Below are 24,084 nucleotides of genomic sequence, written 5' to 3' on the forward strand. Positions count from 1 at the left end.
ACGGACGGCCGGCCGGCCGGCCTAGCGCTTGCGCGACAGGGTCAGGCCGTCCGAGATCGCGAGCAGGACGGATTCCATGCGCGGGTCCGCCGACACGTGGTCGTTGAAGGCGCGGACGCCGGCCGCCGCGCCCGTGGCCGAGTCGTCGAGGACCGTGCCGTGGAACAGGGTGTTGTCGGTGACGATCAGGCCGCCCGTGCGCAGCCGCGGCACGAGCTCCTCCCAGTAGGAGATCTGGCTCTGCTTGTCCGCGTCCACGTAGGCCATGTCGATGTGCGGTTCGGTCGGCATCGCGCGCAGGGTCTCCAGCGCCGGTGCGATGCGCAGCTCGATGCGGTCCGCGACGCCCGCCTCCTCCCAGGCCTGTCGGCCGTACTGCGTCCACTCCTCGGAGACGTCGCAGGCGATGAGGCGGCCGTCGGCGGGCAGTGCCTGGGCCATCGACAGGGCCGAGAAGCCGGTGAAGGTGCCGACCTCCACGATGTGGCGGGCGCCCGTCAGCCGCACCAGGAAGGCCAGCAGCGGCCCCTGCTCCTCCGCCGACTGCATCCCGGCCACGTCCGGGAATTTGGTGTACGTCGTCGCCACGAGCCCCCGCTGGACCCGGTCCAGCGGGGGGTTGTGGTCGAGCATGTACCGGTAGAGCTCGTCCGTGATCTTGGTGCTGTTCCCCTTGGTCATGCGTCCAGTCTGCCCAGTCGGGCGGCCTCCTGGGTGAATGCGCGCACGATTTCCTCGCCCGCCAGGACGCCCGCCGTGGCCAGCGCGGTCACCGACGGCGCCGTCCAGGCCGCGTCGGCCAGTTCGCCGTGGCCCGGTCGCCAGGCCGCGTCCGCCGCCAGCAGCAGGTCCGCGTCCAGCAGCGAGTCGCCGGCCGCGAGGGTGGTGGAGGCTCCCGTGCGGCGGGCTACCTCGCGCATCGCGGCGCTCTTGGTGAGCGGGCGCGGGACGGCGTAGATCTTCCGGCCCTGGAGGGAGACCGTCCAGCCGCGGTCCTCGGCCCACCGGGTCAGGGACTTGAGCCATTCGTCCGGGACCAGGGACCGCTCGACGACGAGGTACGCGAAGAGGTCCTCCGCCAGGCGCGTCTTGCGCAGCCACGCCGGGTCGGCCGTGGCCAGCAGGTGCTGGTGCACCTCCTCGAGGGGGGCGCACTCCTCGGCCAGGCGCGCCGCGACCTGCCGCCGCCAGTCCCGGTCCGGGACCCCGTCGACGAGCAGCTGGCCGCCGTTGGCGCAGATGGCGTACGGAGCCGGGCGGCCGGGGAAGCGGATGCGCTGGTACTGCTTGCGGGTCCGGGTGGTGGTGGGGACGAAGACCACCGAAGGATCGGCCGTCAGCTCCGCCAGCAGTCCCGCCGCCGTCTCCGTCATGTAGGACAGCGGCTTGCTCTCGTGGACCTCGACGCACAGCAGCCGCGGGGCCACCGGGTCGGGCATGGTCAGGCCGAGGGCGGCCGTCGAGTAGATGAGCGTACGGTCGAGATCACTGGCTACGAGGACAGTCACTTCGAGGCCACAGCCTTTCCGTCGGCGCCGGTGGCGCCGCGCGTGAATCGGGGGTGGATGAGTCCTACGCACGTGTAGGGCAGTCCGTCGACCTCTTCCACCGGGACGCCGCGCTGCTCGGCGAGCAGCCGTACGTGGTCCAGGTCGGCCCCGGCGCCGCGCTGCGCCAGGATCTTCCACGGCACCCGGCGCAGCAGGACGCGGGTGGTCTCGCCGACGCCGGGCTTGACGAGGTTCACGTCGTGGATGCCGTACTCCTCGCTGATCCGCTCGACCGCCGCCCAGCCCTCCCAGGTGGGTGTGCGGTCGGCCGCGAGGAGCTCCTTGACCTCCTCGTCGACGGCGTCGGCCACCGCGTCGAAGTGGCCGGCGACGGTGTCGACGAACTCGACGGAGACGTCGGCTCCGGCGAGCTCGCGGTAGAACTTCGCGCCGTGGAAGTCTGCGGGACCGACGAGGTCGGACCTCAGCACCGTACGCGAGATGAGACCGGAGACGGTGGAATTGAGGCAGGCGGAGGGGATCAGGAAGTCCTCCCGGGTGCCGTACGTGGGCACGCAGGAGCCGGGGTCGGCGAGGACGACGATCTCCGGGTCGAAGCCCTCGAACTCGGCGAGGGCGTCGCGCAGCTCGCGGGTGATGGCGCCCTTGCCGGTCCAGCCGTCGACGAAGACGATGTCGGCCGGGTCGTGGTGGGCGGCCAGCCAGCGCAGGGCGTTGGCATCGATGCCGCGGCCGCGCACGATGGAGACGGCGTAGTGCGGCAGGTCCAGGCCGTGCCGGGCGCGGGCCCAGCGGCGCATCAGGACGCCGACGGGGGTGCCGGCGCGGGCCAGCGAGACCAGGACCGGGGACGGGGAGCGCTCGGCGAGCACGGTCTCGGTGACCGTGCCGACGGCGCGGGCCACGCGGACGGCGGAGGCGGCCAGTGCGCTCTGGTACAGCTCCTGGTACTGGGGGGACGGCTGGTACTCGACGGGCAGGGACTCGGCGTAGTGCGCGCCGCCCGCCTGTATCGCCTCCTCGCGCTCCTCCGTCGGCGCCTCCAGCTCGATGTCGGAGAAGTCCTGGAGCAGCCAGCCGACGTCCTCGGCGGCGTACGAGGAGAAGGCGGGGCCGCGCAACGGCTCGCGCAGGGTCGGGTCGGTCAGCTGGGTCGGCTCGGTCGGCCCGGTCAGCCGGGTCGGGTCGGTCGGCTCGGTCATGATCGGCTTCGGCTCCCGCCGGTCGGGTGTGTAGGAGGGGACGACGGCCAGCACGACGTGGCCGGTGTGCGGGGCCAGGGCCGCCAGCAGTCCCGTGTGCAGCTCGGGGGTGTCCCCGGCCGAGTCCACGACGGCGACGACGGCGTCGAAACCGGCGCCGTCCGTGCTGTGGACGTTGTAGGCGTAGCGGTCGCCGGGGCCGTCGGCCGGGGCGTCGTGGGCCGGGAAGACCAGCCGGGTGCGGATGGCGTATCCGGGGTCGTCGACGGCGAGCACGGGCGAGCGGGTGGTGGTCGAGAAGCGGACCTCGCGGGCCGCCCCCGCGTCCTCCAGGGCCTTGGCGAGGCGCAGCGGCGCGTACATCAGCTCCTCGTTGCCGAGGACGAGGATCCGGCCGGGTTCGGTGCCGAGCGCTGTGGTGAGCCGGTCGGCGAGCGCCGGCAGGGCCGCCTCCAGGCGGGCGCGGTGGGTGGGGGTGAAGCCGTGGCGGCCGCCGTCGGGGACCCCGGAGGGCCAATCCAGGTCGACGCGCGTGACCGGCCGCGGGCCGTCTGCCGGGGCTTCGCCCCGGACCCCGCTCCTCAAACGCCGGAAGGGCTGAATCGGCCCGGCTGCGGGGACGCCCTCGGCGAGAGCCTCGTGTTCCTCGACCAGGGCCTGGCCCTTGGCGAGGACGTCGTCCGGGAGGGAGACCGTGCCCGAGGCGAGGGCGATGAGGTCCACGCGCGCGCCCAGCTCGGCGGCGAAGGCGGTGAGCCGGTCGCGGTCGGCCGGGGAGCGCATGTCGACGAGGGCGACGACCACGTAGTGCGAGCGGGGATGGCGGGCGTGCAGGTCGCGGATGGTGTTCAGGACCGTGTTGCCGGTGGAGAACTCGTCGTCGACGAGGACGAGCGGGCCGCTGCCCGCGAGCAGCTCCGGGTCCTCGGGCAGCAGCAGGTGCGAGGTGGCGTGCGAGTGCGCCTCCTCGAAGCCGCCGGCCGCCCGCACGCCCGGTACGGGCCGTCGGGTGGAGTGCAGGTAGGGGGCGCTGCCCAGGCCGTCGGCCACGCAGTGGCCGAGCCCGGTGGCGGTCTCGGCGTAGCCGAGGACCACGGCCGCGGCGGCCCCGTCCTCGCCGAGCAGGGCCCGGACGCGTTCGCCGAGCCCGTACCCGGCGGCGTACACGGTCCGCGGGGACTGCGGGACGTGCTTGCCCAGCACCTGCGAGACCAGCAGGTGCGCCCGCTTGGGGTTGCGGCGCAGGGCCAGTCCGAGCAGCTCCGTCAGCCGCAGACCGCCTTCGGAGTCCTCCAGGCTGACGCCCAGCCGCTCCGCGACCCAGGTACCCGACCACACTGCTTCGATCGTCTTGCCTTTCCTCGTCGTCGGCGCGGCCGTCGGCGGCCGCGCGTCCCTTTCCAGGGGCCTGCTCACACCTGGAGCCCGGCCGTGAGCAGGTCGACGAAGCCGACCTCCTCCTTCGCCACCCCGAAGACCTCGGCGCGCAGCATGGTGCGCTCGGCCCAGGCCCGGTGGGGCTTCACCTCGTTCATCTTGTTCGTGTAGGCGGAACGCATGACGCCACCGCCGCCGCGCTCGGGCCTCAGGATGTCCTGGGCGTCGCAGAACTCCTCGTGCGAGACCACCGACAGCGCGTGCACGGGCGTGACGTGCGCGGGGTGGATACAGGTCTTGCCGAGCAGCCCGTTGGCCCGGTCCAGCTCGATCTCGCGCAGCAGCCCGTCCAGGTCGTGCTCGATCAGGGCGGTGCGCAGTTCCTCCACGCCCTCCTCCAGGAAGGGGCTGCGGCGCAGCTGGGGCTTGAAGAGGCGCTGCTGGCTGCGGAAGTACTCCCAGACCGGCCCGGTCACGGTGAAGCCGGTGCCGTCGGCCCGGCTGAGGACGTTGACGACGTCCGCGATGACGCCCGCCACGATCTGGACGTCGTAGGCGGTCATGTCGGGCGTGCGCCGCAGGCCGTAGGCCGAGCAGAAGTCGGTCACGCCGAGCCGCAGCGCCAGGACGCGCTCGCGGTGGCGGTTGACCGTGCGGGAGATGCCGGCGAGGGCCTCGACGCGGGTTTCGAGGTGCAGGAGGTCCGGGGTCTCCAGGACCGGCATGGCGTACAGGCGGGAAAGTCCGCCGACCGCCTCCGCCTCGGCGACGGCTTCGAGGAAGGCGATCCCGCGGTTCTCGTCGAACTTCGGGAGTACGAATCCGGCCAGTCTCCGCACGGAGCCGCCCAGCCGGCGCACCAGGTCGGGTATCTGCTCGGGCGTGCGGACGCGGATGAAGAGCAGCGGGAGCTCCGCGCCGTCCGCGTCGAGCTCGCAGAAGTGCCGGACGAGGTTCTCCTCGGCCCCGGCGACATCGCCGTCGCTGATGGAATCCTCCAGGCAGAGGACCATCGAGACGACTCCGCGGCCGGCCTGCTTGCGGATGTCGGCCGCGAGCGTGGGCCGGGTGGCCGGGCTGTAGAGCGTGGCTCCAAGCGCCGCCGCGAGGACGCGGGAGGGCGAGGCTCCGGTGAATTCCGCCGGTTCCTGGTGGAAGAGGTCCTTACGGACGGTGGGCGTTATGTGCCCAAAGTGACGCATGTGCTTCCCCCGTACTGCCTCGGCGGCCCAACTGGCATGGCCGGTAATAGTACGTACGAACGTGAGTCAAGAGTTCCTCAAGCACATGAAGTTCAGGTAACCCTCTTGCACCATGCCCAGGTCTCGCGTTCGAGACAAGGCCCTACGGGGGGCCGCATTGTCCCTGTCCACCCCGGGAGGGCAGGATGACGTGCATGACGCACGCGATGCAGAAGGGCTCGAACATCCCGGTGGCCGCCGTGGCGGTCCGGGCGGTGCTGCGCTGGACCGCCGGCCCCGAGGTGCCGGACGTGGACGCCTCGGCACTGCTCGTCGGCCCGGACGGCCGGGTGCGTTCGGACGAGGACTTCGTCTTCTACAACCAGCCCCGGCACCCTTCGGGGGCCGTCTGGCGACTCGGCAAGAAGCAGATCGGTGACGCGATCACCGACGCCGTCCAGGCGGACCTGCGCACGGTGACGCCCACGGTGGACCGGATCCTGGTGGTCGCCTCCGCCGAGGACGTCCCGTTCCAGCGGGTCCACGACCTGCGGATCCTCCTCTACGACGCCACCGCGACCGGTGGCTCCGAACCGCTGGCCCACTTCGACGTACGGCCCGAGACCGGCGCCGAGACGGCGCTGATCTGCGGGGAGCTGTACCGGCGGGGCGAGGGGTGGAAGTTCCGCGCGCTCGGCGAGGGCTACTCCGACGGACTGGTGGGGCTCGCGACCGACCACGGGATCTCGGTCGACGAGAACGCCGCCGAGTCCGAGGCGGCCCCCGCGCCCGGCCCCGCCGCCGGGCCGGCGTCCGAGCAGACGGCGATGATGGCCCCGCCCACGCAGGCCCCGCCGCCCGTCCAGCCCGCCTACGGGTACCCGCAGCCGGTGTCTCCGGCCCCGGTGCCGGGTCCGGGCGGCGATCCGTCCTTCCGGCTGCCGGTGCAGGGCCCGCAGTTCATCCGCCGCTGACGCCGCCGGCAACACCGCCGACGCGGCCACGCCGCCCGCACCGCCGAGGGCCCCGTGGACGGTCACCCGTCCCGGGGCCCCGGTCAGTTCTTGGCGCTCTTGTAGCCCCGCCCCCACTGGAGCCCCCAGCCGTACAGCCGGTCCAGCTCGGCCTGGAACCCGTAGACGAACTTCACCTCGCGCCGCACCACGAGCTCGCCCTTGACCTTCTCCAGGGAGACGACCGCGCAGGAGCGGGCCTGCGGGTGCCGCTCGTCCAGCGGGATCTCGATCCGCGGCCCCGTGACGGGGTAGAGGGTCACCATGGCGTGCGTCCGGTCGAAGGCCGGCGTCTGGTCGTAGATGTAGACGAAGACCAGCAGCCGCTTGATCTCGTCGGCGTGGTCGAGGTTGACGTAGAGGGTCTCCCCCGACGCCGAACCGAACCGGTCGTCCCCGCTGAGCTTGACGTACGGCGGGTCGTTGAGGTCGCCCAGCAGGTTCCCCAGCGGCTGCACGGCGCCGCGGGTCCCGTCCGTCAGCTCGTACAGGCAGCCCATGTCGAGGTCGACGTTGACCATGCCCTGGGTGTGCGCCTGCACCATGTCCGGCTTGAACAGCTTGAACGGATGCCGGAAGAGCTGGCCGCTCTGGCCGGAGCGGCCGCCGATGTCCGAGGTCCGCATGCGCCAGGACAGGTTCACCCGCAGATTGCCGTGGACGGCCCCCTGTTTGGTGAGCGACACCGTCGAATGTCGCTTGGTCAGCTCGATCGCGTTCGACGAGGCACTGCCCGACTGGAACTGCACGGCCCGGCTGCCCATGATGCCGTCGAAGAAGCCCATCCCCTACCCCCTGGTCCCCTGATCCCCTGATCGGCCTGAGCCTACGGAAGCGGGGCGGCCCTCCGGGTCCGTGGACCCGGTGGACCGCCCCGCAATGGAGCGTTCCGCATTACCGCGGCGGTCATGCCTCGGCGGGGGAACCCTCCAGTTCCAGGCGCTTGTTGCGGCGCACCGAGGACCAGAAGGACCAGCCGATGAGCAGCACGCCGACGAGACCGGTGATGATCTCGTTGATCTCGTACTGGATGGTGATGAGCAGGATCGCGGCGAGCGCGCCGATGGCGTAGTGCGCGCCGTGCTCCAGGTAGACGTAGTCGTCGAGGGTGCCCTGGCGGACCAGGTAGACCGTCAGCGAACGGACGTACATGGCGCCGATACCGAGGCCGAGGGCCATCAGCACGATGTCGTTGGTGATGGCGAAGGCGCCGATGACCCCGTCGAAGGAGAAGGAGGCGTCGAGGACTTCGAGGTAGAGGAACATGAAGAAGGCGGCCTTGCCGGCCATGGCGACGGCCGAGACGGCCTTGCCGGTCCGCTTGGCCTCTTCCTCGGCCTCGTGCTCGGCCTCCTCCTCTTCCTCCAGCTTGTTCTCGAAGTAGCCGGAGAGACCACCGACGATCATGTAGGTGATCAGGCCGAGGACGCCGGAGATCAGGACGGTCTGCGCCTTGTCCACGTGGACGCCGCCGTGCTGGTGGGCGTTGGCCCCCACCGTCATCGAGGCGATGACCAGGACGATCAGCGCGATGCAGGCGGAGAGCATGTCGATCTTGCCCAGCTTCGCGAGCGGGCGCTCCAGCCACGCGAGCCACTTGATGTCACGGTCCTCGAAGATGAAGTCGAGGAAGATCATCAGCAGGAACATGCCACCGAAGGCGGCGATGGACGGGTGGGCGTCCGTCACCAGCTGCTCGTACATGTCCTTGTCGGAGAGGGCCAGGTCGACGGCCTCGATGGGCCCGATCTTGGCGCTGATCGCGACGATCACAACGGGGAAGACCAGTCGCATGCCGAAGACTGCGATGAGGACGCCGACGGTGAGGAAGATCTTCTGCCAGAAGGCATTCATCTTCTTCAGGATCCCGGCGTTGACCACCGCGTTGTCGAAAGACAGCGAGATCTCGAGGACCGACAGGATCGCGACGATACCGAAGGCCTGCCACCCCCCGTAGAACACCGCTGCGACCAGACCGAGCGCAGTGATTGCGAACGACCAGCCGAAGGTTTTGAGAACCACTGGCACCCCATCGTCTTGTACGGCTTTACGAAACGTTGACCCCGAAGTCTAGAGCGATGCCTCGGAGCCCCGACGCGTACCCCTGCCCCACCGCACGGAACTTCCATTCACCCCCGTACCGGTAGACCTCGCCGAAGATCATCGCGGTTTCACTGGACGCGTCCTCGGACAGGTCGTAGCGGGCCAGTTCCTGTCCGTCGGACTGGTTCACCACGCGGATGAAGGCGTTGCTGACCTGGCCGAAGCTCTGCCGGCGGGAGTCCGCGTCATGGATCGAGACCGGGAAGACGATCTTGTCCACGGCCGCCGGCACCTTGGTGAGGTCGATGATGATCGACTCGTCGTCGCCTTCACCCTCGCCGGTGAGGTTGTCCCCTGTGTGTTCGACGGAGCCGTCGGGGCTCTTCAGGTTGTTGTAGAAGACGAAGTACTCGTCCCCCAGCACCCGGCCGCTATTGCAGAGCAGCGCGCTGGCGTCGAGGTCGAAGTCGGCTCCCGTGGTCGAGCGCGCGTCCCATCCGAGACCGATCAGAACCCTGGTGAGGTTCGGTGCGGCCTTGGAGAGGGAGACATTGCCCCCCTTGGCGAGTGTGACGCCCATGTTGTGGTCCTCCCCGGACGACGGTGTGACGGTACGGCGGTGTGCCGGTGGTGCGGTGTGGCGGTGGTGCGGTGTGGCGGTGTGGCGGTGTGGCGGTGGTGCGGTGTGCGGTGTGCGGTGTGCCGCCTGCGGCGGTGTCCGCGGGTAAAGCCGGTCCGGCGCCGTACACACAGTGCACGGCGCCGGACGGACGGACTGCTCTCAGGCTCAGACGTTGACGCCGAAGTCCTGCGCGATGCCGCGCAGGCCCGATGCGTACCCCTGGCCGATGGCGCGGAACTTCCACTCCGCACCGTTGCGGTACAGCTCGCCGAAGACCATGGCGGTCTCGGTCGAGGCGTCCTCGGAGAGGTCGTAACGCGCGAGCTCGGAGTTGTCGGCCTGGTTCACCACGCGGATGTACGCGTTGCGGACCTGGCCGAAGCTCTGCTGGCGGCTCTCGGCCTCGTAGATCGAGACCGGGAAGACGATCTTGGCGACGTCGGCGGGAACGCCGGCCAGGTTGACCTTGATCGCCTCGTCGTCGCCCTCGCCCTCACCGGTGGTGTTGTCACCGGTGTGCTCCACCGAGCCGTCGGGGCTCTTCAGGTTGTTGAAGAAGACGAAGTTCGCGTCGCTGGTGACCTTGCCCTGGTCGCTGGTCAGGATCGCGCTGGCGTCGAGGTCGAAGTCGACACCGGTGGTGGTGCGAGCATCCCAGCCCAGACCGACGATGACCGCCGTCAGGTTAGGCGCGGCCTTGGTCAGCGAGACGTTGCCGCCCTTGCTGAGGCTGACTCCCACGGGTCCTCCATTGGGTTCTGTGTGTGGGGCGGTGCCCCGTCGTGCAGGGGCCCTCCCGGCCGTGACCGGGGGAGCTACCGGATCAACGTTTCGATCCTAGTGACGGGTTCCCGCCTGTGAGCGGTTTTCGCAGGGAAAATGCGTGTACGGCCCGCTCGGGTGCGCTCAGAGACTGTCGAGTGCCTTGATGTACTCGTTCAGGTCACGCGCGTCGGGCAGTCCGTTGACGACAGTCCAGCGCACGACGCCGTCCTTGTCGATGATGAAGGTGCCGCGGACCGCACAGCCCTTGTCCTCGTCGAAGACGCCGTAGGCGCGCGAGGTCTCCCCGTGCGGCCAGAAGTCCGACAGCAGGGGGTACTCCAGGCCCTCCTGCTCGCCGAAGACCCGCAGGGTGGGCACCGAGTCGTTGGAGACGGCCAGGAGCTGCACGTCGTCGTTCTGGAAGCGCGGGAGCTGGTCGCGCAGCTCGCACAGCTCGCCGGTGCAGACGCCGGTGAAGGCGAAGGGGTAGAAGAGCAGCACCACTGCCTTCTCGCCCCGGAAGTCGGAGAGCCGCACCGCCCGGCCGTGGTTGTCCTTGAGCTCGAAGTCCGGGGCCTTGTCGCCGACCTCGATCGCCATCTCTCGCATCCCTTCGTTCCCGCATCCCCGCGTTGGGCTGTTCGGGTGAGTCACAGACTAGGTCCTGATCGCGGCGCGGGCACGGAACGCACGCACCCCGCCGACCGGGGTCACCTGGTCGGCGGGGTGCGGTTGCGTGTCCGCTCGGCTGCGGTTGCGGCTCAGCGCTTGGCCTTGGCCGCCTTCGGCGTCACCAGCTTGGTGGACGTCCACTCCTTGCCGACGGGCAGGCCCTTGGCCAGGGAGAGGCCGGCCGTCTCGGCGGCCTCGCTGATGTCACTGGCCTCGACGTAGCCGTCACGGCCCGTCTTGGGGGTCAGCAGCAGGATCAGTGCGCCGTCCTCGACCAGCTCGGTCGCGTCGACCAGGGCGTCCGTCAGGTCGCCGTCTTCGTCGCGGAACCACAACAGCACCGCGTCGGCGACGTCGTCGTAGTCCTCGTCGGCGAGCTCGCTGACGAGCTTCTCGACGGCGTCACGGAATTCCTGATCGACGTCTTCGTCGTAGCCGATCTCCTGGACCACCTGTTCGGACTGGAAACCCAGCCGGGCGGCCAGGCTCTCCGCGTGGTCCGCGGTCGCGCTCACGGGGTGCCTCCTGCTCATGTTCGGTGAATGTCTTCGGCGGCGCGCGTACGCGCAGCATTGGGCGTAGTCCACACGGGCGCGGCGGATCGCGCAAGTACCCGGCCGTCGAGACCGTCGAAACGGTGACGATTGCGGCCGTCTCGCCGCAACTTTCAGCCTTCCCGCGCGCACCTCTCGTGATTCATCCCACACCATTCCAGCTCATTCGGCATCATCGTCGACGCTTGAGGACTTTCCTACCTGTTTGAGGGACGAACGGTCTTACGAAGACGGCGCCCGTCTTGGGCGTAAGGTGCGGTTTGGCCGGACTCGTAGCGGATCCCCGCCGATCCATCCCTCCCTGGTTCCACCGGGTTCCCTGCGGTTTCCAGGGATTACCCGGTGGTAAAGATGAAGATTTCGGCCCAGCGTAAGAGCATGGGAGGCGGCGCCCCCCAGTTACAGCTTCAGCACGACTCCCCCCGACAGCGAAGGAACAGCGTGGCTTCCGCATCCGATCGCAATCCGATCATCATTGGCGGCCTGCCGAGTCAGGTCCCGGACTTCGATCCGGAGGAGACGCAGGAGTGGCTCGACTCCCTCGACGCCGCAGTCGACGAGCGGGGCCGTGAACGCGCCCGCTACCTGATGCTGCGGCTGATCGAGCGGGCCCGCGAGAAGCGCGTGGCCGTGCCGGAGATGCGCAGCACGGACTACGTCAACACGATCGCCACCCGGGACGAGCCGTTCTTCCCCGGCAACGAGGAGATCGAGCGCAAGGTCCTCAACGCCACCCGGTGGAACGCGGCCGTCATGGTCTCGCGCGCCCAGCGTCCCGGTATCGGCGTCGGCGGCCACATCGCCACGTTCGCCTCCTCAGCCTCCCTCTACGACGTGGGCTTCAACCACTTCTTCCGGGGCAAGGACGAGGGCGACGGCGGCGACCAGATCTTCTTCCAGGGCCACGCCTCCCCCGGTATCTACGCCCGCGCCTACCTCCTGGACCGGCTGACCGAGCAGCAGCTCGACTCCTTCCGCCAGGAGAAGTCGAAGGCCCCGTACGGCCTTTCGAGCTACCCGCACCCGCGGCTGATGCCGGACTTCTGGGAGTTCCCGACCGTCTCGATGGGCCTCGGTCCGCTCGGTGCGATCTACCAGGCGCGGATGAACCGGTACATGGAGGCGCGCGGCATCGCCGACACCTCCAAGTCCCACGTTTGGGCGTATCTCGGCGACGGCGAGATGGACGAGCCGGAGTCGCTGGGGCAGCTGTCGATCGCGGCCCGCGAGGGCCTGGACAACCTGACCTTCGTCGTCAACTGCAACCTGCAGCGCCTCGACGGCCCGGTGCGCGGCAACGGCAAGATCATCCAGGAGCTGGAGTCGATCTTCCGGGGTGCCGGCTGGAACGTCATCAAGCTGATCTGGGACCGCTCCTGGGACCCGCTGCTGGCCCAGGACCGCGACGGCATCCTCGTCAACAAGATGAACTCCACGCCCGACGGGCAGTTCCAGACGTACGCCACCGAGTCCGGCGCGTACATCCGGGAGCACTTCTTCGGCGGCGACCAGCGGCTGCGCTCGATGGTCGAGAACATGTCCGACCAGCAGATCCAGCACCTGGGCCGCGGCGGTCACGACCACAAGAAGGTCTACGCGGCGTACGCGGCGGCCAAGGCCCACAAGGGCCAGCCGACGGTGATCCTCGCCCAGACGGTCAAGGGCTGGACGCTCGGCCCGAACTTCGAGGGCCGCAACGCGACGCACCAGATGAAGAAGCTGACGGTCGACGACCTCAAGCGCTTCCGCGACCGTCTGCACATCCCGATCACGGACGCGCAGCTGGAGGGCGGGGCCCCGCCGTACTACCACCCGGGCCCGAAGTCCCCCGAGATCCAGTACATGCACGACCAGCGCAGCGCGCTGGGCGGGTACGTGCCGACCCGCGTGGTGCGCGCGAAGCCGCTGCAGCTGCCGGACGACACGACGTACGCGGCCGCCAGGAAGGGCTCCGGGCAGCAGTCGATCGCCACGACCATGGCCTTCGTCCGCATCCTGAAGGACCTGATGCGGGACAAGGAGATCGGCAAGCGCTTCGTGCTGATCGCGCCCGACGAGTACCGCACCTTCGGTATGGACGCCTTCTTCCCGAGCGCCAAGATCTACAACCCGCTGGGCCAGCAGTACGAGGCGGTCGACCGCGACCTGCTGCTCGCGTACAAGGAGTCCCCGACCGGCCAGATGCTGCACGACGGCATCTCGGAGGCGGGCTGCACGGCCTCGCTGATCGCCGCGGGTTCGGCGTACGCGACGCACGGCGAGCCGCTCATCCCGGTCTACGTCTTCTACTCGATGTTCGGTTTCCAGCGCACGGGTGACCAGTTCTGGCAGATGGCCGACCAGCTCGCGCGCGGTTTCGTCCTCGGCGCGACCGCCGGACGGACCACCCTCACGGGTGAGGGCCTCCAGCACGCCGACGGTCACTCGCAGCTGCTGGCCTCGACGAACCCGGGCTGCGTGGCGTACGACCCGGCCTACGGCTACGAGATCGCGCACATCGTCAAGGACGGTCTGCGGCGGATGTACGGCCCGGAGGCGGAGGACGTCTTCTACTACCTGACCGTCTACAACGAGCCGATCCAGCACCCGGCCGAGCCGGCGGACGTCGACGTGGACGGCATCCTCAAGGGCATCCACCGGGTGTCGCAGGGCACCGAGGGCACGATCGGGGCGCAGCTGATGGCCTCGGGCGTGGCGGTGCCGTGGGCGCTGGAGGCGCAGCGGATCCTGGCGGCCGACTGGGGCGTCCGGGCGGACGTCTGGTCGGCGACCTCCTGGAACGAGCTGCGCCGCGAGGCGGTCCAGGTCGAGGAGCACAACCTGCTCCACCCGGAGGAGGAGCAGCGCGTCCCGTACGTGACGCGGAAGCTGTCGGGTGCGGAGGGGCCGTTCGTGGCGGTCTCGGACTGGATGCGGGCGGTTCCGGACCAGATCTCTCGGTGGGTGCCGGGCGCGTACACCTCGCTGGGTGCGGACGGCTTCGGCTTCGCGGACACCCGTGGCGCCGCGCGGCGCTTCTTCCACATCGACGCCCAGTCGGTGGTCCTGGCGACGCTCACCGAGCTCGCCCGGGCGGGGAAGGTCGACCGCTCGGTGCTGAAGCAGGCGGTCGACCGGTACCAGCTGCTGGACGTGGCGGCGGCGGACCCGGGCGCGGCGGGCGGCGACGCGTAGTCGCCGCTTGGCGGGCCCGGTGAGCGGGTCCCGGCTTCGGCCGGGGCCCGCTCACCTTTACTTGTTCCTTACGATGCTCGGCATGAAGGAACCCTCCCGCCAGCTGGTGTGGGAGCGGCGGAGCCAGACCCCGCTGCTCCTGCTCGCCGTGGCGTTCGCCGTGGCGTACGCCGTGCCCATCGTCGCCCCCGACGCGCGCGCCGGGGTGCACCGGGCCTGCACCCACGTCGAATGGGTGGTGTGGGGCGCCTTCGCCGTCGACTACCTGGTCCGCCTGGCCCTCGCGGCGAACCGCAGGCACTTCGTCCGGACCCACTGGCTGGACCTGGCCGCCGTGGTGCTGCCGCTCGTGCAGCCGCTGCGCCTGCTGCGGCTGGTCGCCACCTTGATGCTGGTGGGCCGGCGGGCCCGGATGGCTCCGCAGATCCAGCTGACGACGTACGTGGCCGGGGCGGTCGTGGGACTGCTGATGTTCGGGTCGCTGGCGGTGCTCAGCGTGGAGCGGGACGCCCCCGACGGGAACATCAAGAACCTGGGCGACGCCGTGTGGTGGTCCTTCACCACGATGACGACGGTCGGGTACGGGGACCATTCGCCGACCACCGGCCTCGGCCGGGTCCTGGCCGTCGGTCTGATGCTGTCCGGGATCGCCCTGCTCGGTGTGGTGACCGCCAACATCGCCGCGTGGTTCATCTCCCGCTTCGAACGCGACGACCGGGCGGACATGCTCCAGCTGGCGGCGATCCGGGAACTGCAGGACGAGGTACGGGCGCTGCGCGGCGAGGTCGCCCGGCTGGGCGGCACGACGGCCGCCTCCGCCGCGGCCGAGGTGGCCGCGGTCGAGGTGGCCGCAGTCGACCAGCCCCAGCCGAACGCCCCGGCGCAGCGGGAAGCTACCTCTCCCACACCTTGAACGCCCGCACCTGGTAGGGCGACTGGGGCAGCCAGACCCCGTCACCCGGATAGGTCTGGAACTCGCCCGTCTCGGCGCACTCGGCCGACTGATAGGTGGTCACCGGGCGCCCGGTGCGGTTGGTGAGCGACTGGGCACTGGTCCCGGCCGGCAGCGCGGTGCAGCTGTTGATGTCCAGGGTGCTGAGCTCGTGCGTCTGCCGTGCTCCCTTGAACTCCGGTTTCGCCCACAGGCACAGCTGCCCGGTCGCGCAGGCCCCGAGGGTCGGCGGGCCCGCGGCGTGCGCCGTGGTGGCCGTACTCGGGATGAGGGCGGTGAGGGCCAGGACGGTCGCGGCGAGGGTGGTCGTGGTGGTGGCGCGGCTGCTTCGACACGTACGCATGACGGGTCAACTCCTTGTGGACGGCGGGCGCCCGGACCGTTTCCGAAAGCTCCGCCGACACCACGCTGACCTGCGGCGACGGGCGGGCGGAAGAGGCCCCGGGCGGGTCCACCCGGATAGGCGACAGCCCCGGCGGAACCCGTCGGCATGGCCTTCGTACGTGCGGAGTTGACGCGTCCGGGAGCCGTGGGACCGGGCCGCGGCCGCCCCGGCCGGGGTCCGGGCCCGGCCTGCCCCGCACCCGAACGTGTCAAGCGCGGACACTCCCGCGGCCCGGCCGAGGCGCTCGGACGACGCGTCGCAAACGGCTTAACGCAGCGGTCGCCACCCCGTCCGTCACCGGTACGCTGACCGCCCACTCGGCGTCAGAAGGGAGCCCCGCGGTGATGACCGACGAGCGGTCGGCGACGGCCGCGCCGGTGACCGGACTGCGCGAACGCAAGAAACGGCGCACCCGGAACGCGCTGCTGCGCGCCGCCCTCCTGCTGTTCCTCTCCCAGGGGTACGAGCGCACCACGGTCGACGAGATCACCGGCGCCGTGAACGTGTCCCAGCGCACCTTCTTCCGCTACTTCGCCAACAAGGAGGAGGTCGTCTTCGCCCTCCAGGAGCTGGTCGAGTCGCGGTTCGTCGCCGAGCTGCACGCCCGGCCGGCGGCCGAGGGCCCCTTCGAGGCCCTGCGGGGCGCGGCGCTCGCCGCCTGGGACACCGTGGAGGTGGCCCTGTCCGAGGTGGTGCCGGTCGATCTCTACATGCGCAGCTACCGGCTGATCGAGTCCACCCCGGCCCTGCTCGCCGTGCACCTGCGGCGCTCCACGGAGCTGGAGGAGCGGATCTCCCGGCTGATCGGCGCCCGCGAGGGTCTGGACGTGGACGCCGATCCGAGGCCGCGGGTCGCCGTCGCCGCGTTCTGCGGCGTGATGCGCGTCACGGGGCGGCTCTGGGGGCAGGGCGAGGACACCAGTGTGGAATCGATCCGAGGGCTGACGGAGCGCTACCTCGACCGGATCGGCCCGGCGCTGACCTCCAGTTGGCGCGGGTCCGCGTAGCCCGACGGCCCTCGCCGTGCGGTGCGACGGCTCGTCGGCGGGTCCCCCGCCCGGGCCTCACGGGGTCCCACGGTCGGCCGTGAGTCCTGTCACCCGGCACGTCTGTGGCGTAAGACGTCTCATAGGCTGGTCACAGTGAACCTGCCCGGCCTTGCCCACCCCACCGCCCTCGGCGCCGACCCGCGCCCTGCCGCCCTGCGTGCCCTGCTCGCGCTGGCGGTGGTCTTCATCATGCTGGCGACCACCGGCTGGACGGCCGTGCACCGGCCGGAGGCGGTCTCCCCGCTGCGGGTCTCCGCCCTCGGCGCCTGGGCCAAGGCCCGGATCGACGGCCGCCCGGTACCTCCCTCGGACGCCCCCGCCCGGACGGTGGCCCGTTTCTTCGCCGGCCTCGACGGCGCCCAGCGCGCCCGGCTCGCCGACGGCTACCCGCTCGTCGTGGGCAACCTCGACGGTGCCCCCGCGGCCGTCCGCTACCGGGCCAACCTGGAGGGCCTGGAGCAGGCCCGCCGGGTCGAGGAGGCCCGCAGCCGCGACGTCGCGCTGACCCCGGCCGACCGGTCCACGGCCACCCGGCGCTCCCACCGCTTCGCCTCGCTCGCCCAGCCGGGCCGGCAGATCTTCGCCTTCGACCCGACCGGCAGCGGCCGCGTGGCCGAGGTCTTCGGTGACCTCGCCTCGGCCGAGCGGGTCTCGGTGATCGTCCCCGGTGTCGACACCGACGTGCTCACCTTCGAGCGCACCCAGCGCCGCCTGACCTCTCCGGTCGGCATGGCCGAGTCCCTGTACGAGGCCCAGCGGGCGGCCGACCCGGACAGCCGGACGGCGGTCATCGCCTGGGCCGGCTACACCGCCCCCACGGGCATCGGCGTGGACGCCGCCACGGGCCGCATGGCCGCCGACGGCGCCGTCCTGCTGAAGTCCCTGACCGCTGCCCTGCCGGGGGACGCGAGCGTGGCGCTGTTCTGCCACAGCTACGGATCGGTGGTCTGCGGGGTCGCGGCGCACGAGCTGCCGCGCCGGGTGACCGACGTGGTGGTGGCGGGCAGCCCCGGGATGCGCACGGAGAACGTCGCCGGGCTGCACACCTCGGCGCGGGTCTGGGCGACGCGCGACGAGGGCGACTGGATCGCCGACGTACCGCACCTGGAGGTCGGCGGCCTGGGTCACGGCGCCGATCCGGTCTCCCCGGCGTTCGGCGCGCGGCTGCTGTCCTCGGCCCGGGCCAAGAGCCACACCGGCTATTTCGCGCCAGGTACGGACTCGATGGACAATTTCGCCAAGATCGGAACCGGCGCGTTCGGTTCCGTTGTCTGTGCGACCGGGAACGATGCGTGCCGACGCGGGATTTCCGGGACAGAGCAGGACTGACGCGCGTAGAGGCGCGGAAATCGGCCCCCGCAACCGGGGGGACGTGCGGGGGCGCCGCCGTTTACGATGTGCCACATGGGTGACGTACTGGCCGGAAATCATGCCGTCTGGGAGTTCGAATCGGACTCGGTGCTCATCCGCTTCGCACGGGGGATCAGAACGCCGAGGCTGCCACGACTCTGGCATGCCCTGGGCTCGCGCCGGATCCCCATCGAAGCGGTGTCCGCCGTGACCGTGACCGGCGGCAAGCGGGACACGGTGATCCTGCGTGCCGTCCCGCGGCCGGGCGCGGATCCGCTGATGGAGGCCGCCGCCGGGCAGCTCAAGGAGGTCTGCGACCCGTACCGGCTGGTGCTGCCGGGCGACCGGGCGGAGGCCGCCGCCGAGTTCGCCGACGCGCTGCGGTCCCGGCTCGGGCCGGACGCCGCCGAACCGTCCGAGCGCTTCCTCGTCGACGTGGCGCAGCCGCCGCTGCAGCTGAAGGCGTACGACGCCCGGGTGGCTTTCGACGGCTCGGCGGTCACCTTCCACTGGTCCCGTACGGGCGCCTCCAGCACCAAGTGGAAGGCGGGCGACCAGCGCTTCCCGCTGGCCGCGCTCACCGGCGTCGAGTGGTGCTCCCCGGAGGGCCCCGGCGGGCACCTGCGGCTGCTGCCGCGGGACACCACCGGTGACCCCCGCCCGGACCACGACCTGGCGGCGGCCGTCTTCGGCACGGGCTACGGGGCGGTGCACGAGTCGCTGCCGTTCGCCGCGGCCGTCCTGGCCGCCCTGCGCGCCCGCACCCCGGTCGCCGCCGTGCCACGGGCCCGCTCCGGCGACGACCGGCTGCGGCACCTGAGCGAGCTGCACGCGGCGGGACTGCTCACGGACGCGGAGTACGCGGCGCTGCGGGACCGGTTCGCCGCCGAGTCGCTCTGAGCGGTCGCTCCGGGCGGGGCCCGGCGGCTCAGGCCTCCCGCGCCGCCGAGGTGAAGCTCATGTCCGGGTAGCGGTTCCCGGCGACCTGCGCGGCGATCGGCTCCAACAGGTCCAGCTCGGCCTGCGTGAGGGTGATCCGGGTCGCCCCGGTGTTCTCGAGCAGCCGTCCCGGCTTGCGGGTGCCCGGGATCGGGACCACGGTCAGCCCGTGCACCTGCGCCCGCTGCTGCACCCAGGCCAGGGCGATCTGCGCCGGGCTCGCGCCGTGCTGCGCGGCGATCTCCCGGACCGGGACCAGCAGCTCCGCGTTGGCCTTCGCGTTGTCGCCGTTGAAGCGCGGCTGGTGGCGGCGGAAGTCGTTCTGCGACAGCTCCGCGGACGCGTCCGCGAAGGACCCCGTCAGGAAGCCCCGGCCGAGCGGGGAGTACGGCACGAAGGCCACCCCCAGCTCCGCCGCCGCGCCGACCGCGCTGCGCTCCACGTCCCGGCTGAACAGCGACCACTCCGACTGGAGCGCCGCGATCGGGTGGACGGCGTGCGCCTCCCGCAGCTCCGCCCCGGTGACCTCGCTGAGGCCGAGGTGGCGCACCTTGCCCTCGGACACCAGCTCCGCCATGGCGCCGACCGACTCGGCGAAGGGCACGGCCGGGTCGCGCCGGTGCATGTAGTACAGGTCGATGACGTCCACGCCGAGCCGGCGCAGGCTGGCCTCGACGGCCTCGCGGATGTAGCCGCGGTCGTTGCGGACGCCCCGGTACTGCGGGTCGTCGGTGCGCTCTATGGCGAACTTCGTCGCCAGCGTGATCTCGTCCCGGTGCGCGGCCACGAAAGGCGCCAGGAACTCCTCGTTGCGCCCCCGCCCGTAGACGTCCGCGGTGTCGAAGAGGGTGACCCCGGCGGCCAGCGCCGCGTCGAGGGTCTCGCGGGCCGCCGCCTCGTCGGTGTCCCCGTAGAACTCGCTCATGCCCATGCAGCCGAGCCCCTGGACGCCGACCAGCGGGCCGCCCTTGCCGAGCTCTGCCTGTTCGAGGGTGGTGCCGTGCTCCGTCATTGCTGTGCCTTCCCCGATACCGATTTCATGGCGTACAGATCGATCTTGTAGTCCAGTACGGCGAGCGCGTCCGTGAGCTCCGTGATCCGCGAGCGCACCTCGCGGCGCGTGCGTTCCAGCAGCTCCCGGCGTTCCCCCACCGTGTGCTCGCCCTCGCGGACCAGTTCGGCGTACCGCACCATGTCCGCCACCGACATCCCCGTGGCGCGCAGCTTGCCCACGAAGGCCAGCCAGTCGAGGTCCTTGTCGGTGAAGCGCCGCTGCCCCGAGTGGGAGCGGTCCACGTGCGGCATCAGGCCGATCCGCTCGTACCAGCGCAGGGTGTGCTGGGTCAGACCGGTCCGGGCCTCGACCTCACTGATCGTGTACCGCGTCTGCGTCAGGCTCTGGCTCATGGCTCCACGCTAAAACCCTGGAGTGCACTCCAGGCAAGTAGGCTCGGCCGCATGGACAGCGTGGAGGACGGGAACGGCATGGAAAGCCTGCGGATCATCGAAACCTGGCCGGTACCGACCGCCGCGGCGGCCGTCGTACGGGCCGACGGGAGCCTGGCGGGCTCCCACGGGCCCGTCGACCACCGGTTCGCCCTGGCGTCGGTCACCAAGCCGCTCGCCGCGTACGCCGCCCTCGTCGCGTACGAGGAGGGGGCGATCGAGCTGGACGAGCCGGCCGGACCCGAGGGGTCGACGGTCCGTCACCTGCTCGCGCACACCAGCGGCCTGGCCTTCGACGAGCACCGGGTGTCGGCCCCGCCCGGGCAGCGCCGGCTGTACTCGAACGCCGGCTTCGAGGAGCTCGGCGACCACATCGCCAAGGCCACCGGCATCCCCTTCGCGGAGTACCTGCACCAGGCGGTCTTCGAACCCCTGGGCATGGAGCGGACCACCCTGGAGGGCTCGCCCGCCAAGGACGGCGTCTCGACCGTCGCCGACCTGCTGCGGTTCGCCGCCGAGCTGCAGGCGCCGCGGCTGCTGGACGTCCGTACGGTCGCCGAGGCCACCTCCGTCGTCCACCCCGGGCTCAAGGGCGTCCTGCCGGGCTACGGGCACCAGTCCCCCAACGACTGGGGGCTCGGCCTGGAGATCCGCGACCACAAGTCCCCGCACTGGACGGGCGTTTCCTCCTCGCCGCGCACCTTCGGGCACTTCGGCCAGGCCGGCACCTTCCTGTGGGTGGACCCCGACGCGCGCGCCGCGTGCGTGGCCCTGACCGACCGGCCCTTCGGCCCGTGGGCGGCCGAGGCCTGGACCCCGTTCACCGACGCGGTGCTGGCCGAGCTCCGCTCCCGCTAGGCCGCCTCTTCCGGGTCGGGGAACTCCCAGATCAGCAGCTCCCCCGGGGATCCGGCGACGACCTCCAGGTCCCGCTCGGCGGTGATCCGCACCGAATCCCCGGGGCCCAGCTCCGCCCCGTCCAGGCGCACGTCCCCGCGCACCACGTGCAGGTACACCCGGTCCGCCGCGGGTACGGCGACGCGCTCGCCCGCGCCGGGCCGCCGGACGTGCAGGACGGCGCCGGCCTCGGGGACCTCGTAGGGCGCGGCGTCGGTGATCCCCCGGACGACCCCGTACGAGGGCTCGCCGCCCGCGGCCAGGGGCGCGAGCCACATCTGCACGAAACGCAGCCGCCCGGCGCCGTCGTTGCGCTCCGCGTGGCGCGCCCCGGATCCGGCGCTGAGCCGCTGTACGTCCCCGGGCCGCACCACGCTCTTCTCGCCGGTGCTGTCCTGGTGGGTGAGTTCGCCCTCGATCACCCAGGTCACGATCTCGGTGTGGCTGTGGGGGTGCTCGTCGAAGCCGGCGCCCGGCGCGAGGGTCTCCTCGTTGCAGGCGAGCACCGGGCCGAAGCGCAGGTTGTCCGGGTCGTAGAAGGCGCCGAAGGAGAAGGCGTGCCGGGTGGTGATCCCGGCGGCCGGGTCCCCGCCCTCGTACCGGTCGGCGCCTGGGCGAACATCAATCATGGACGCCACGGTAGACCCCGCCGGGGGCCGGGGCGCGGGCCACGGGCGGGACCGGACTCCGCGTACCCGTCCCGATAAGGCAGTCTTGTCACGTGCCCCAACCCGAACGTGAGCATTCGCCCGCCACACATGCCGCGCATCCCGCTCCGGCCCATCCGCACACCGCGACGCTCCGCCGACTGGAGAAGTCCGCGGGCCGGCTGGCCGCCAACGCGATCGCGCGCATGGACGAGACCCTGCCGTGGTACCGGGCCATGCCGCCCGAGAACCGGTCGTGGATCGGCCTGGTCGCCCAGGCCGGTATCGCCGCGTTCACGGAGTGGTTCAGGCACCCGGAGACCCCGCAGGCCATCTCCACCGATGTCTTCGGGACGGCTCCGCGCGAGCTGACCCGGGCGATCACCCTGCGCCAGACCGTCGAGATGGTCCGCACCACGATCGAGGTCATGGAGGCCGCGATCGAGGAGGTGGCGGCCCCGGGTGACGAGTCGATCCTGCGCGAGGCGCTGCTGGTGTACGCCCGGGAGATCGCCTTCGCGACCGCCCAGGTGTACGCGCAGGCCGCCGAGGCGCGCGGCGCCTGGGACGCCCGGCTGGAGTCCCTGGTGGTCAACGCGGTGCTGTCCGGCGAGGCGGACGAGGGTGCGCTGTCGCGGGCGGCGGCGCTGGGCTGGAACTCCCCGGAGCACGTGTGCGTGGTGCTCGGCACCGCGCCGGAGGGCGACAGCGAGCTGACGGTCGAGGCGATCCGGCGCGCGGCCCGTCACCACAAGCTCCAGGTCCTCACCGGTGTGCTCGGGGACCGGCTGGTCGTCATCGCGGGCGGCAGCGACAACCCGATCCAGGTGGCCAAGTCGCTGATCGGGCCGTTCGCGGCGGGTCCGGTGGTCGCCGGACCGGTGGTGTCGGACCTGCTGAACGCGACGAAGTCGGCGCAGGCCGCGGCGGCGGGGCTGAAAGCGTGCACGGCCTGGCAGGATGCCCCTCGGCCGGTCCTGGCGGACGATCTCCTGCCGGAACGGGCCATCGCCTCCGATCCCGCCGCCAGGGATCAGCTGGTGGAGGAGATCTACAGACCACTGGAGGAGGCGGGGTCAGCACTGCTGGAGACCCTGAGCGTCTACCTGGAGCAGGCGAGCAGCCTGGAAGGGGCGGCGCGGATGCTGTTCGTGCACCCCAACACGGTGCGCTACCGGCTGCGACGTGTGACCGACGTCACCGGATGGTCTCCTTCTGATGTCCGCTCGGCGTTCACGCTGCGAATCGCCCTGATTCTCGGGCGTCTGGCCGACGGCGACACCCAGTCCTAGACTTTTGTCGGACATCAACAATTACCCCGACGGTTCTTGGTCCCTGTCCCCACGGGCGGCAGGGACCCTCCACAAGAGAGAGTGTGAGGGTGCTCGTACTCGTCGCTCCCGGCCAAGGCGCTCAGACGCCCGGCTTCTTGACTCCCTGGCTCGAACTTCCCGGTGCCGCCGACCGCGTCGCCGCATGGTCGGACGCCATCGAGCTGGACCTTGCCCACTACGGCACGGCCGCAGACGCCGACGCGATCCGCGACACGGCCGTGGCCCAGCCCCTGCTGGTCGCCGCGGGCCTGCTGTCCGCGTCCGCGCTCGGTTCCCCGGCCGCCTTCGGCGCCGTCGCAGGCCACAGCGTCGGTGAGATCACCGCCGCCGCCTACGCCGGCGTGCTGTCCGAGGCCGACGCGCTGTCGTTCGTCCGGACCCGCGGTCTGGGTATGGCCGAGGCCGCCGCCGTCACCGAGACCGGCATGGCCGCGGTCCTCGGCGGTGACCGTGACGTGGTCGTCGCACACCTGGAGAAGCTGGGCCTGACGCCCGCCAACATCAACGGCGCGGGTCAGATCGTGGCCGCCGGCACGATGGAGCAGATCGCCGCTCTGGAGGCCGACAAGCCCGAGGGCTCCATGAAGGTCGTCGCCCTCAAGGTCGCGGGCGCGTTCCACACGCACCACATGGCCCCCGCGGTCGCCACGCTGGAGAAGGCCGCCGAGGCCCTCGCCCCGGCGGACCCGACGCTGAAGTACGTCTCGAACAAGGACGGCCTCGTCGTCGCCACGGGCGCCGATGTCGTCGCCCGCCTGGTCGGTCAGGTCGCCAACCCGGTCCGCTGGGACCTGTGCATGGAGACCTTCGCCGAACTGGGCGTCACGGGAATCATCGAGCTCAGCCCCGGTGGCACCCTGACGGGTCTGGCCAAGCGCGCGCTGAAGGGCGTACCGAGCGTGGCGCTGAAGACCCCGGACGATCTCGACAAGGCCGCGGCGCTCATCGCCGAACTGACGGCCTGAGAGAAG

General features: G+C 71.2%; 23 protein-coding genes. 9 read left to right on the forward strand and 14 right to left on the reverse strand.

Features of this window, described 5'->3' with window-relative positions; translation table 11 throughout:
• Window positions 1-21 precede the first annotated feature (21 nt).
• The 4 genes from JYK04_RS15245 to JYK04_RS15260 all read right to left on the reverse strand — a co-directional run bounded on the left by JYK04_RS15245 (window position 22) and on the right by JYK04_RS15260 (window position 5,292).
• Complete coding sequence (locus tag JYK04_RS15245; RefSeq protein ID WP_189736687.1) at window positions 22-681, reverse strand: O-methyltransferase; 660 nt, start codon at window positions 679-681, stop codon at window positions 22-24.
• A complete protein-coding gene (locus tag JYK04_RS15250) occupies window positions 678-1,508 on the reverse strand; it encodes an HAD family hydrolase (RefSeq protein WP_189736689.1) in 831 nt (276 codons plus the stop codon). Before JYK04_RS15250 ends, JYK04_RS15245 begins: the two co-directional genes overlap by 4 nt.
• Window positions 1,505-4,060 carry a phosphoribosyltransferase gene (locus tag JYK04_RS15255; protein WP_189737442.1) on the reverse strand — a complete coding sequence of 852 codons (2,556 nt, stop codon included), beginning with the start codon at window positions 4,058-4,060 and terminating at the stop codon, window positions 1,505-1,507. Before JYK04_RS15255 ends, JYK04_RS15250 begins: the two co-directional genes overlap by 4 nt.
• A gap of 65 nt (window positions 4,061-4,125) precedes the next feature.
• A complete protein-coding gene (locus tag JYK04_RS15260) occupies window positions 4,126-5,292 on the reverse strand; it encodes an HpcH/HpaI aldolase/citrate lyase family protein (RefSeq protein ID WP_189736691.1) in 1,167 nt (388 codons plus the stop codon).
• A gap of 194 nt (window positions 5,293-5,486) precedes the next feature.
• Between JYK04_RS15260 and JYK04_RS15265 the strand changes: the two genes are divergently transcribed.
• Window positions 5,487-6,245: a TerD family protein gene (locus JYK04_RS15265; protein WP_189736693.1), complete on the forward strand. Its 759-nt coding sequence runs from the start codon at window positions 5,487-5,489 to the stop codon at window positions 6,243-6,245.
• 83 nt (window positions 6,246-6,328) lie between these two features.
• Here JYK04_RS15265 and JYK04_RS15270 read toward each other — a convergent pair whose 3' ends face one another.
• The 6 genes from JYK04_RS15270 to JYK04_RS15295 form a co-directional block, all read right to left on the reverse strand.
• Window positions 6,329-7,069, reverse strand: coding sequence for a TerD family protein (locus tag JYK04_RS15270; RefSeq protein WP_030009305.1), 741 nt, complete (start codon window positions 7,067-7,069; stop codon window positions 6,329-6,331).
• Between the two features lie 121 nt (window positions 7,070-7,190).
• Window positions 7,191-8,306: a DUF475 domain-containing protein gene (locus JYK04_RS15275; RefSeq protein WP_189736695.1), complete on the reverse strand. Its 1,116-nt coding sequence runs from the start codon at window positions 8,304-8,306 to the stop codon at window positions 7,191-7,193.
• A gap of 25 nt (window positions 8,307-8,331) precedes the next feature.
• On the reverse strand, window positions 8,332-8,907 hold the full coding sequence (locus JYK04_RS15280; protein WP_189736697.1) for a TerD family protein: 576 nt from the start codon (window positions 8,905-8,907) through the stop codon (window positions 8,332-8,334).
• 207 nt (window positions 8,908-9,114) lie between these two features.
• Entirely contained in the window at window positions 9,115-9,690 is a 576-nt protein-coding gene (locus tag JYK04_RS15285; RefSeq protein WP_030715382.1) for a TerD family protein, read from the reverse strand.
• A 165-nt stretch (window positions 9,691-9,855) separates the two neighbouring features.
• Complete coding sequence (locus tag JYK04_RS15290) at window positions 9,856-10,314, reverse strand: peroxiredoxin (protein ID WP_189736699.1); 459 nt, start codon at window positions 10,312-10,314, stop codon at window positions 9,856-9,858.
• 161 nt (window positions 10,315-10,475) lie between these two features.
• The gene (locus tag JYK04_RS15295) at window positions 10,476-10,901 is read right to left on the reverse strand and encodes a DUF3052 domain-containing protein (RefSeq protein WP_189736701.1); all 426 of its coding nucleotides are present in this window, start codon (window positions 10,899-10,901) and stop codon (window positions 10,476-10,478) included.
• A gap of 480 nt (window positions 10,902-11,381) precedes the next feature.
• On the opposite strand from JYK04_RS15295, the gene aceE reads away from it, so the two are divergent.
• Window positions 11,382-14,114: a pyruvate dehydrogenase (acetyl-transferring), homodimeric type gene (gene aceE, locus JYK04_RS15300; RefSeq protein ID WP_189736702.1), complete on the forward strand. Its 2,733-nt coding sequence runs from the start codon at window positions 11,382-11,384 to the stop codon at window positions 14,112-14,114.
• Window positions 14,115-14,196: 82 nt separating this feature from the next.
• On the forward strand, window positions 14,197-15,027 hold the full coding sequence (locus JYK04_RS15305) for a potassium channel family protein (protein ID WP_189736704.1): 831 nt from the start codon (window positions 14,197-14,199) through the stop codon (window positions 15,025-15,027).
• On the opposite strand, the gene JYK04_RS15310 is transcribed toward JYK04_RS15305, so the two are convergent.
• Window positions 15,008-15,409, reverse strand: a complete 402-nt coding sequence (locus JYK04_RS15310; protein WP_189736706.1) for a peptidase inhibitor family I36 protein — start codon at window positions 15,407-15,409, stop codon at window positions 15,008-15,010. The genes JYK04_RS15305 and JYK04_RS15310 overlap by 20 nt on opposite strands.
• A 386-nt stretch (window positions 15,410-15,795) precedes the next feature.
• Between JYK04_RS15310 and JYK04_RS15315 the strand changes: the two genes are divergently transcribed.
• From JYK04_RS15315 to JYK04_RS15325, 3 genes are all read left to right on the forward strand, one after another.
• Entirely contained in the window at window positions 15,796-16,458 is a 663-nt protein-coding gene (locus JYK04_RS15315) for a TetR/AcrR family transcriptional regulator (RefSeq protein WP_189736708.1), read from the forward strand.
• A gap of 219 nt (window positions 16,459-16,677) precedes the next feature.
• Window positions 16,678-17,829, forward strand: coding sequence for an alpha/beta hydrolase (locus JYK04_RS15320; RefSeq protein ID WP_373297430.1), 1,152 nt, complete (start codon window positions 16,678-16,680; stop codon window positions 17,827-17,829).
• Window positions 17,830-17,895: 66 nt separating this feature from the next.
• Window positions 17,896-18,750 carry a DUF4429 domain-containing protein gene (locus JYK04_RS15325; protein WP_189736710.1) on the forward strand — a complete coding sequence of 285 codons (855 nt, stop codon included), beginning with the start codon at window positions 17,896-17,898 and terminating at the stop codon, window positions 18,748-18,750.
• 28 nt (window positions 18,751-18,778) lie between these two features.
• Here the strand turns inward: JYK04_RS15325 and JYK04_RS15330 are convergent, their stop codons facing one another.
• Window positions 18,779-19,801 (reverse strand): aldo/keto reductase, encoded by a 1,023-nt coding sequence (locus JYK04_RS15330; RefSeq protein ID WP_189736712.1) that lies wholly within the window; start codon window positions 19,799-19,801, stop codon window positions 18,779-18,781.
• Window positions 19,798-20,196, reverse strand: a complete 399-nt coding sequence (locus JYK04_RS15335; RefSeq protein ID WP_189736714.1) for a MerR family transcriptional regulator — start codon at window positions 20,194-20,196, stop codon at window positions 19,798-19,800. The genes JYK04_RS15330 and JYK04_RS15335 overlap by 4 nt, the downstream gene beginning before the upstream one ends.
• A gap of 78 nt (window positions 20,197-20,274) precedes the next feature.
• Here JYK04_RS15335 and JYK04_RS15340 point away from each other — a divergent pair, with 78 nt between their 5' ends.
• Complete coding sequence (locus JYK04_RS15340; protein ID WP_189737448.1) at window positions 20,275-21,093, forward strand: serine hydrolase domain-containing protein; 819 nt, start codon at window positions 20,275-20,277, stop codon at window positions 21,091-21,093.
• Here JYK04_RS15340 and JYK04_RS15345 read toward each other — a convergent pair.
• Window positions 21,090-21,761 carry a pirin family protein gene (locus JYK04_RS15345; RefSeq protein ID WP_189736716.1) on the reverse strand — a complete coding sequence of 224 codons (672 nt, stop codon included), beginning with the start codon at window positions 21,759-21,761 and terminating at the stop codon, window positions 21,090-21,092. The two genes, JYK04_RS15340 and JYK04_RS15345, sit on opposite strands and share 4 nt — an antisense overlap.
• Window positions 21,762-21,853: 92 nt before the next feature.
• Between JYK04_RS15345 and JYK04_RS15350 the strand changes: the two genes are divergently transcribed.
• Window positions 21,854-23,071, forward strand: coding sequence for a PucR family transcriptional regulator (locus JYK04_RS15350; protein WP_189736718.1), 1,218 nt, complete (start codon window positions 21,854-21,856; stop codon window positions 23,069-23,071).
• An 89-nt stretch (window positions 23,072-23,160) separates the two neighbouring features.
• The gene (locus JYK04_RS15355) at window positions 23,161-24,078 is read left to right on the forward strand and encodes an ACP S-malonyltransferase (RefSeq protein ID WP_189736720.1); all 918 of its coding nucleotides are present in this window, start codon (window positions 23,161-23,163) and stop codon (window positions 24,076-24,078) included.
• Window positions 24,079-24,084: the final 6 nt, after the last annotated feature.

The sequence above is a fragment of the Streptomyces nojiriensis genome, assembly GCF_017639205.1.
Lineage (GTDB): Bacteria > Actinomycetota > Actinomycetes > Streptomycetales > Streptomycetaceae > Streptomyces > Streptomyces nojiriensis.

Bases quoted from the DNA above. Each gene is read 5' to 3' on its own strand.
- JYK04_RS15245 (WP_189736687.1), bottom strand. From the start codon at position 681: ATGACCAAGGGGAACAGCACCAAGATCACGGACGAGCTCTACCGGTAC.
- JYK04_RS15260 (WP_189736691.1), bottom strand. From the start codon at position 5,292: ATGCGTCACTTTGGGCACATAACGCCCACCGTCCGTAAGGACCTCTTC.
- JYK04_RS15265 (WP_189736693.1), top strand. From the start codon at position 5,487: ATGACGCACGCGATGCAGAAGGGCTCGAACATCCCGGTGGCCGCCGTG.
- JYK04_RS15270 (WP_030009305.1), bottom strand. From the start codon at position 7,069: ATGGGCTTCTTCGACGGCATCATGGGCAGCCGGGCCGTGCAGTTCCAG.
- JYK04_RS15280 (WP_189736697.1), bottom strand. From the start codon at position 8,907: ATGGGCGTCACACTCGCCAAGGGGGGCAATGTCTCCCTCTCCAAGGCC.
- JYK04_RS15290 (WP_189736699.1), bottom strand. From the start codon at position 10,314: ATGGCGATCGAGGTCGGCGACAAGGCCCCGGACTTCGAGCTCAAGGAC.
- JYK04_RS15305 (WP_189736704.1), top strand. From the start codon at position 14,197: ATGAAGGAACCCTCCCGCCAGCTGGTGTGGGAGCGGCGGAGCCAGACC.
- JYK04_RS15310 (WP_189736706.1), bottom strand. From the start codon at position 15,409: ATGCGTACGTGTCGAAGCAGCCGCGCCACCACCACGACCACCCTCGCC.
- JYK04_RS15315 (WP_189736708.1), top strand. From the start codon at position 15,796: ATGACCGACGAGCGGTCGGCGACGGCCGCGCCGGTGACCGGACTGCGC.
- JYK04_RS15325 (WP_189736710.1), top strand. From the start codon at position 17,896: ATGTGCCACATGGGTGACGTACTGGCCGGAAATCATGCCGTCTGGGAG.
- JYK04_RS15330 (WP_189736712.1), bottom strand. From the start codon at position 19,801: ATGACGGAGCACGGCACCACCCTCGAACAGGCAGAGCTCGGCAAGGGC.
- JYK04_RS15335 (WP_189736714.1), bottom strand. From the start codon at position 20,196: ATGAGCCAGAGCCTGACGCAGACGCGGTACACGATCAGTGAGGTCGAG.
- JYK04_RS15340 (WP_189737448.1), top strand. From the start codon at position 20,275: ATGGAAAGCCTGCGGATCATCGAAACCTGGCCGGTACCGACCGCCGCG.
- JYK04_RS15345 (WP_189736716.1), bottom strand. From the start codon at position 21,761: ATGATTGATGTTCGCCCAGGCGCCGACCGGTACGAGGGCGGGGACCCG.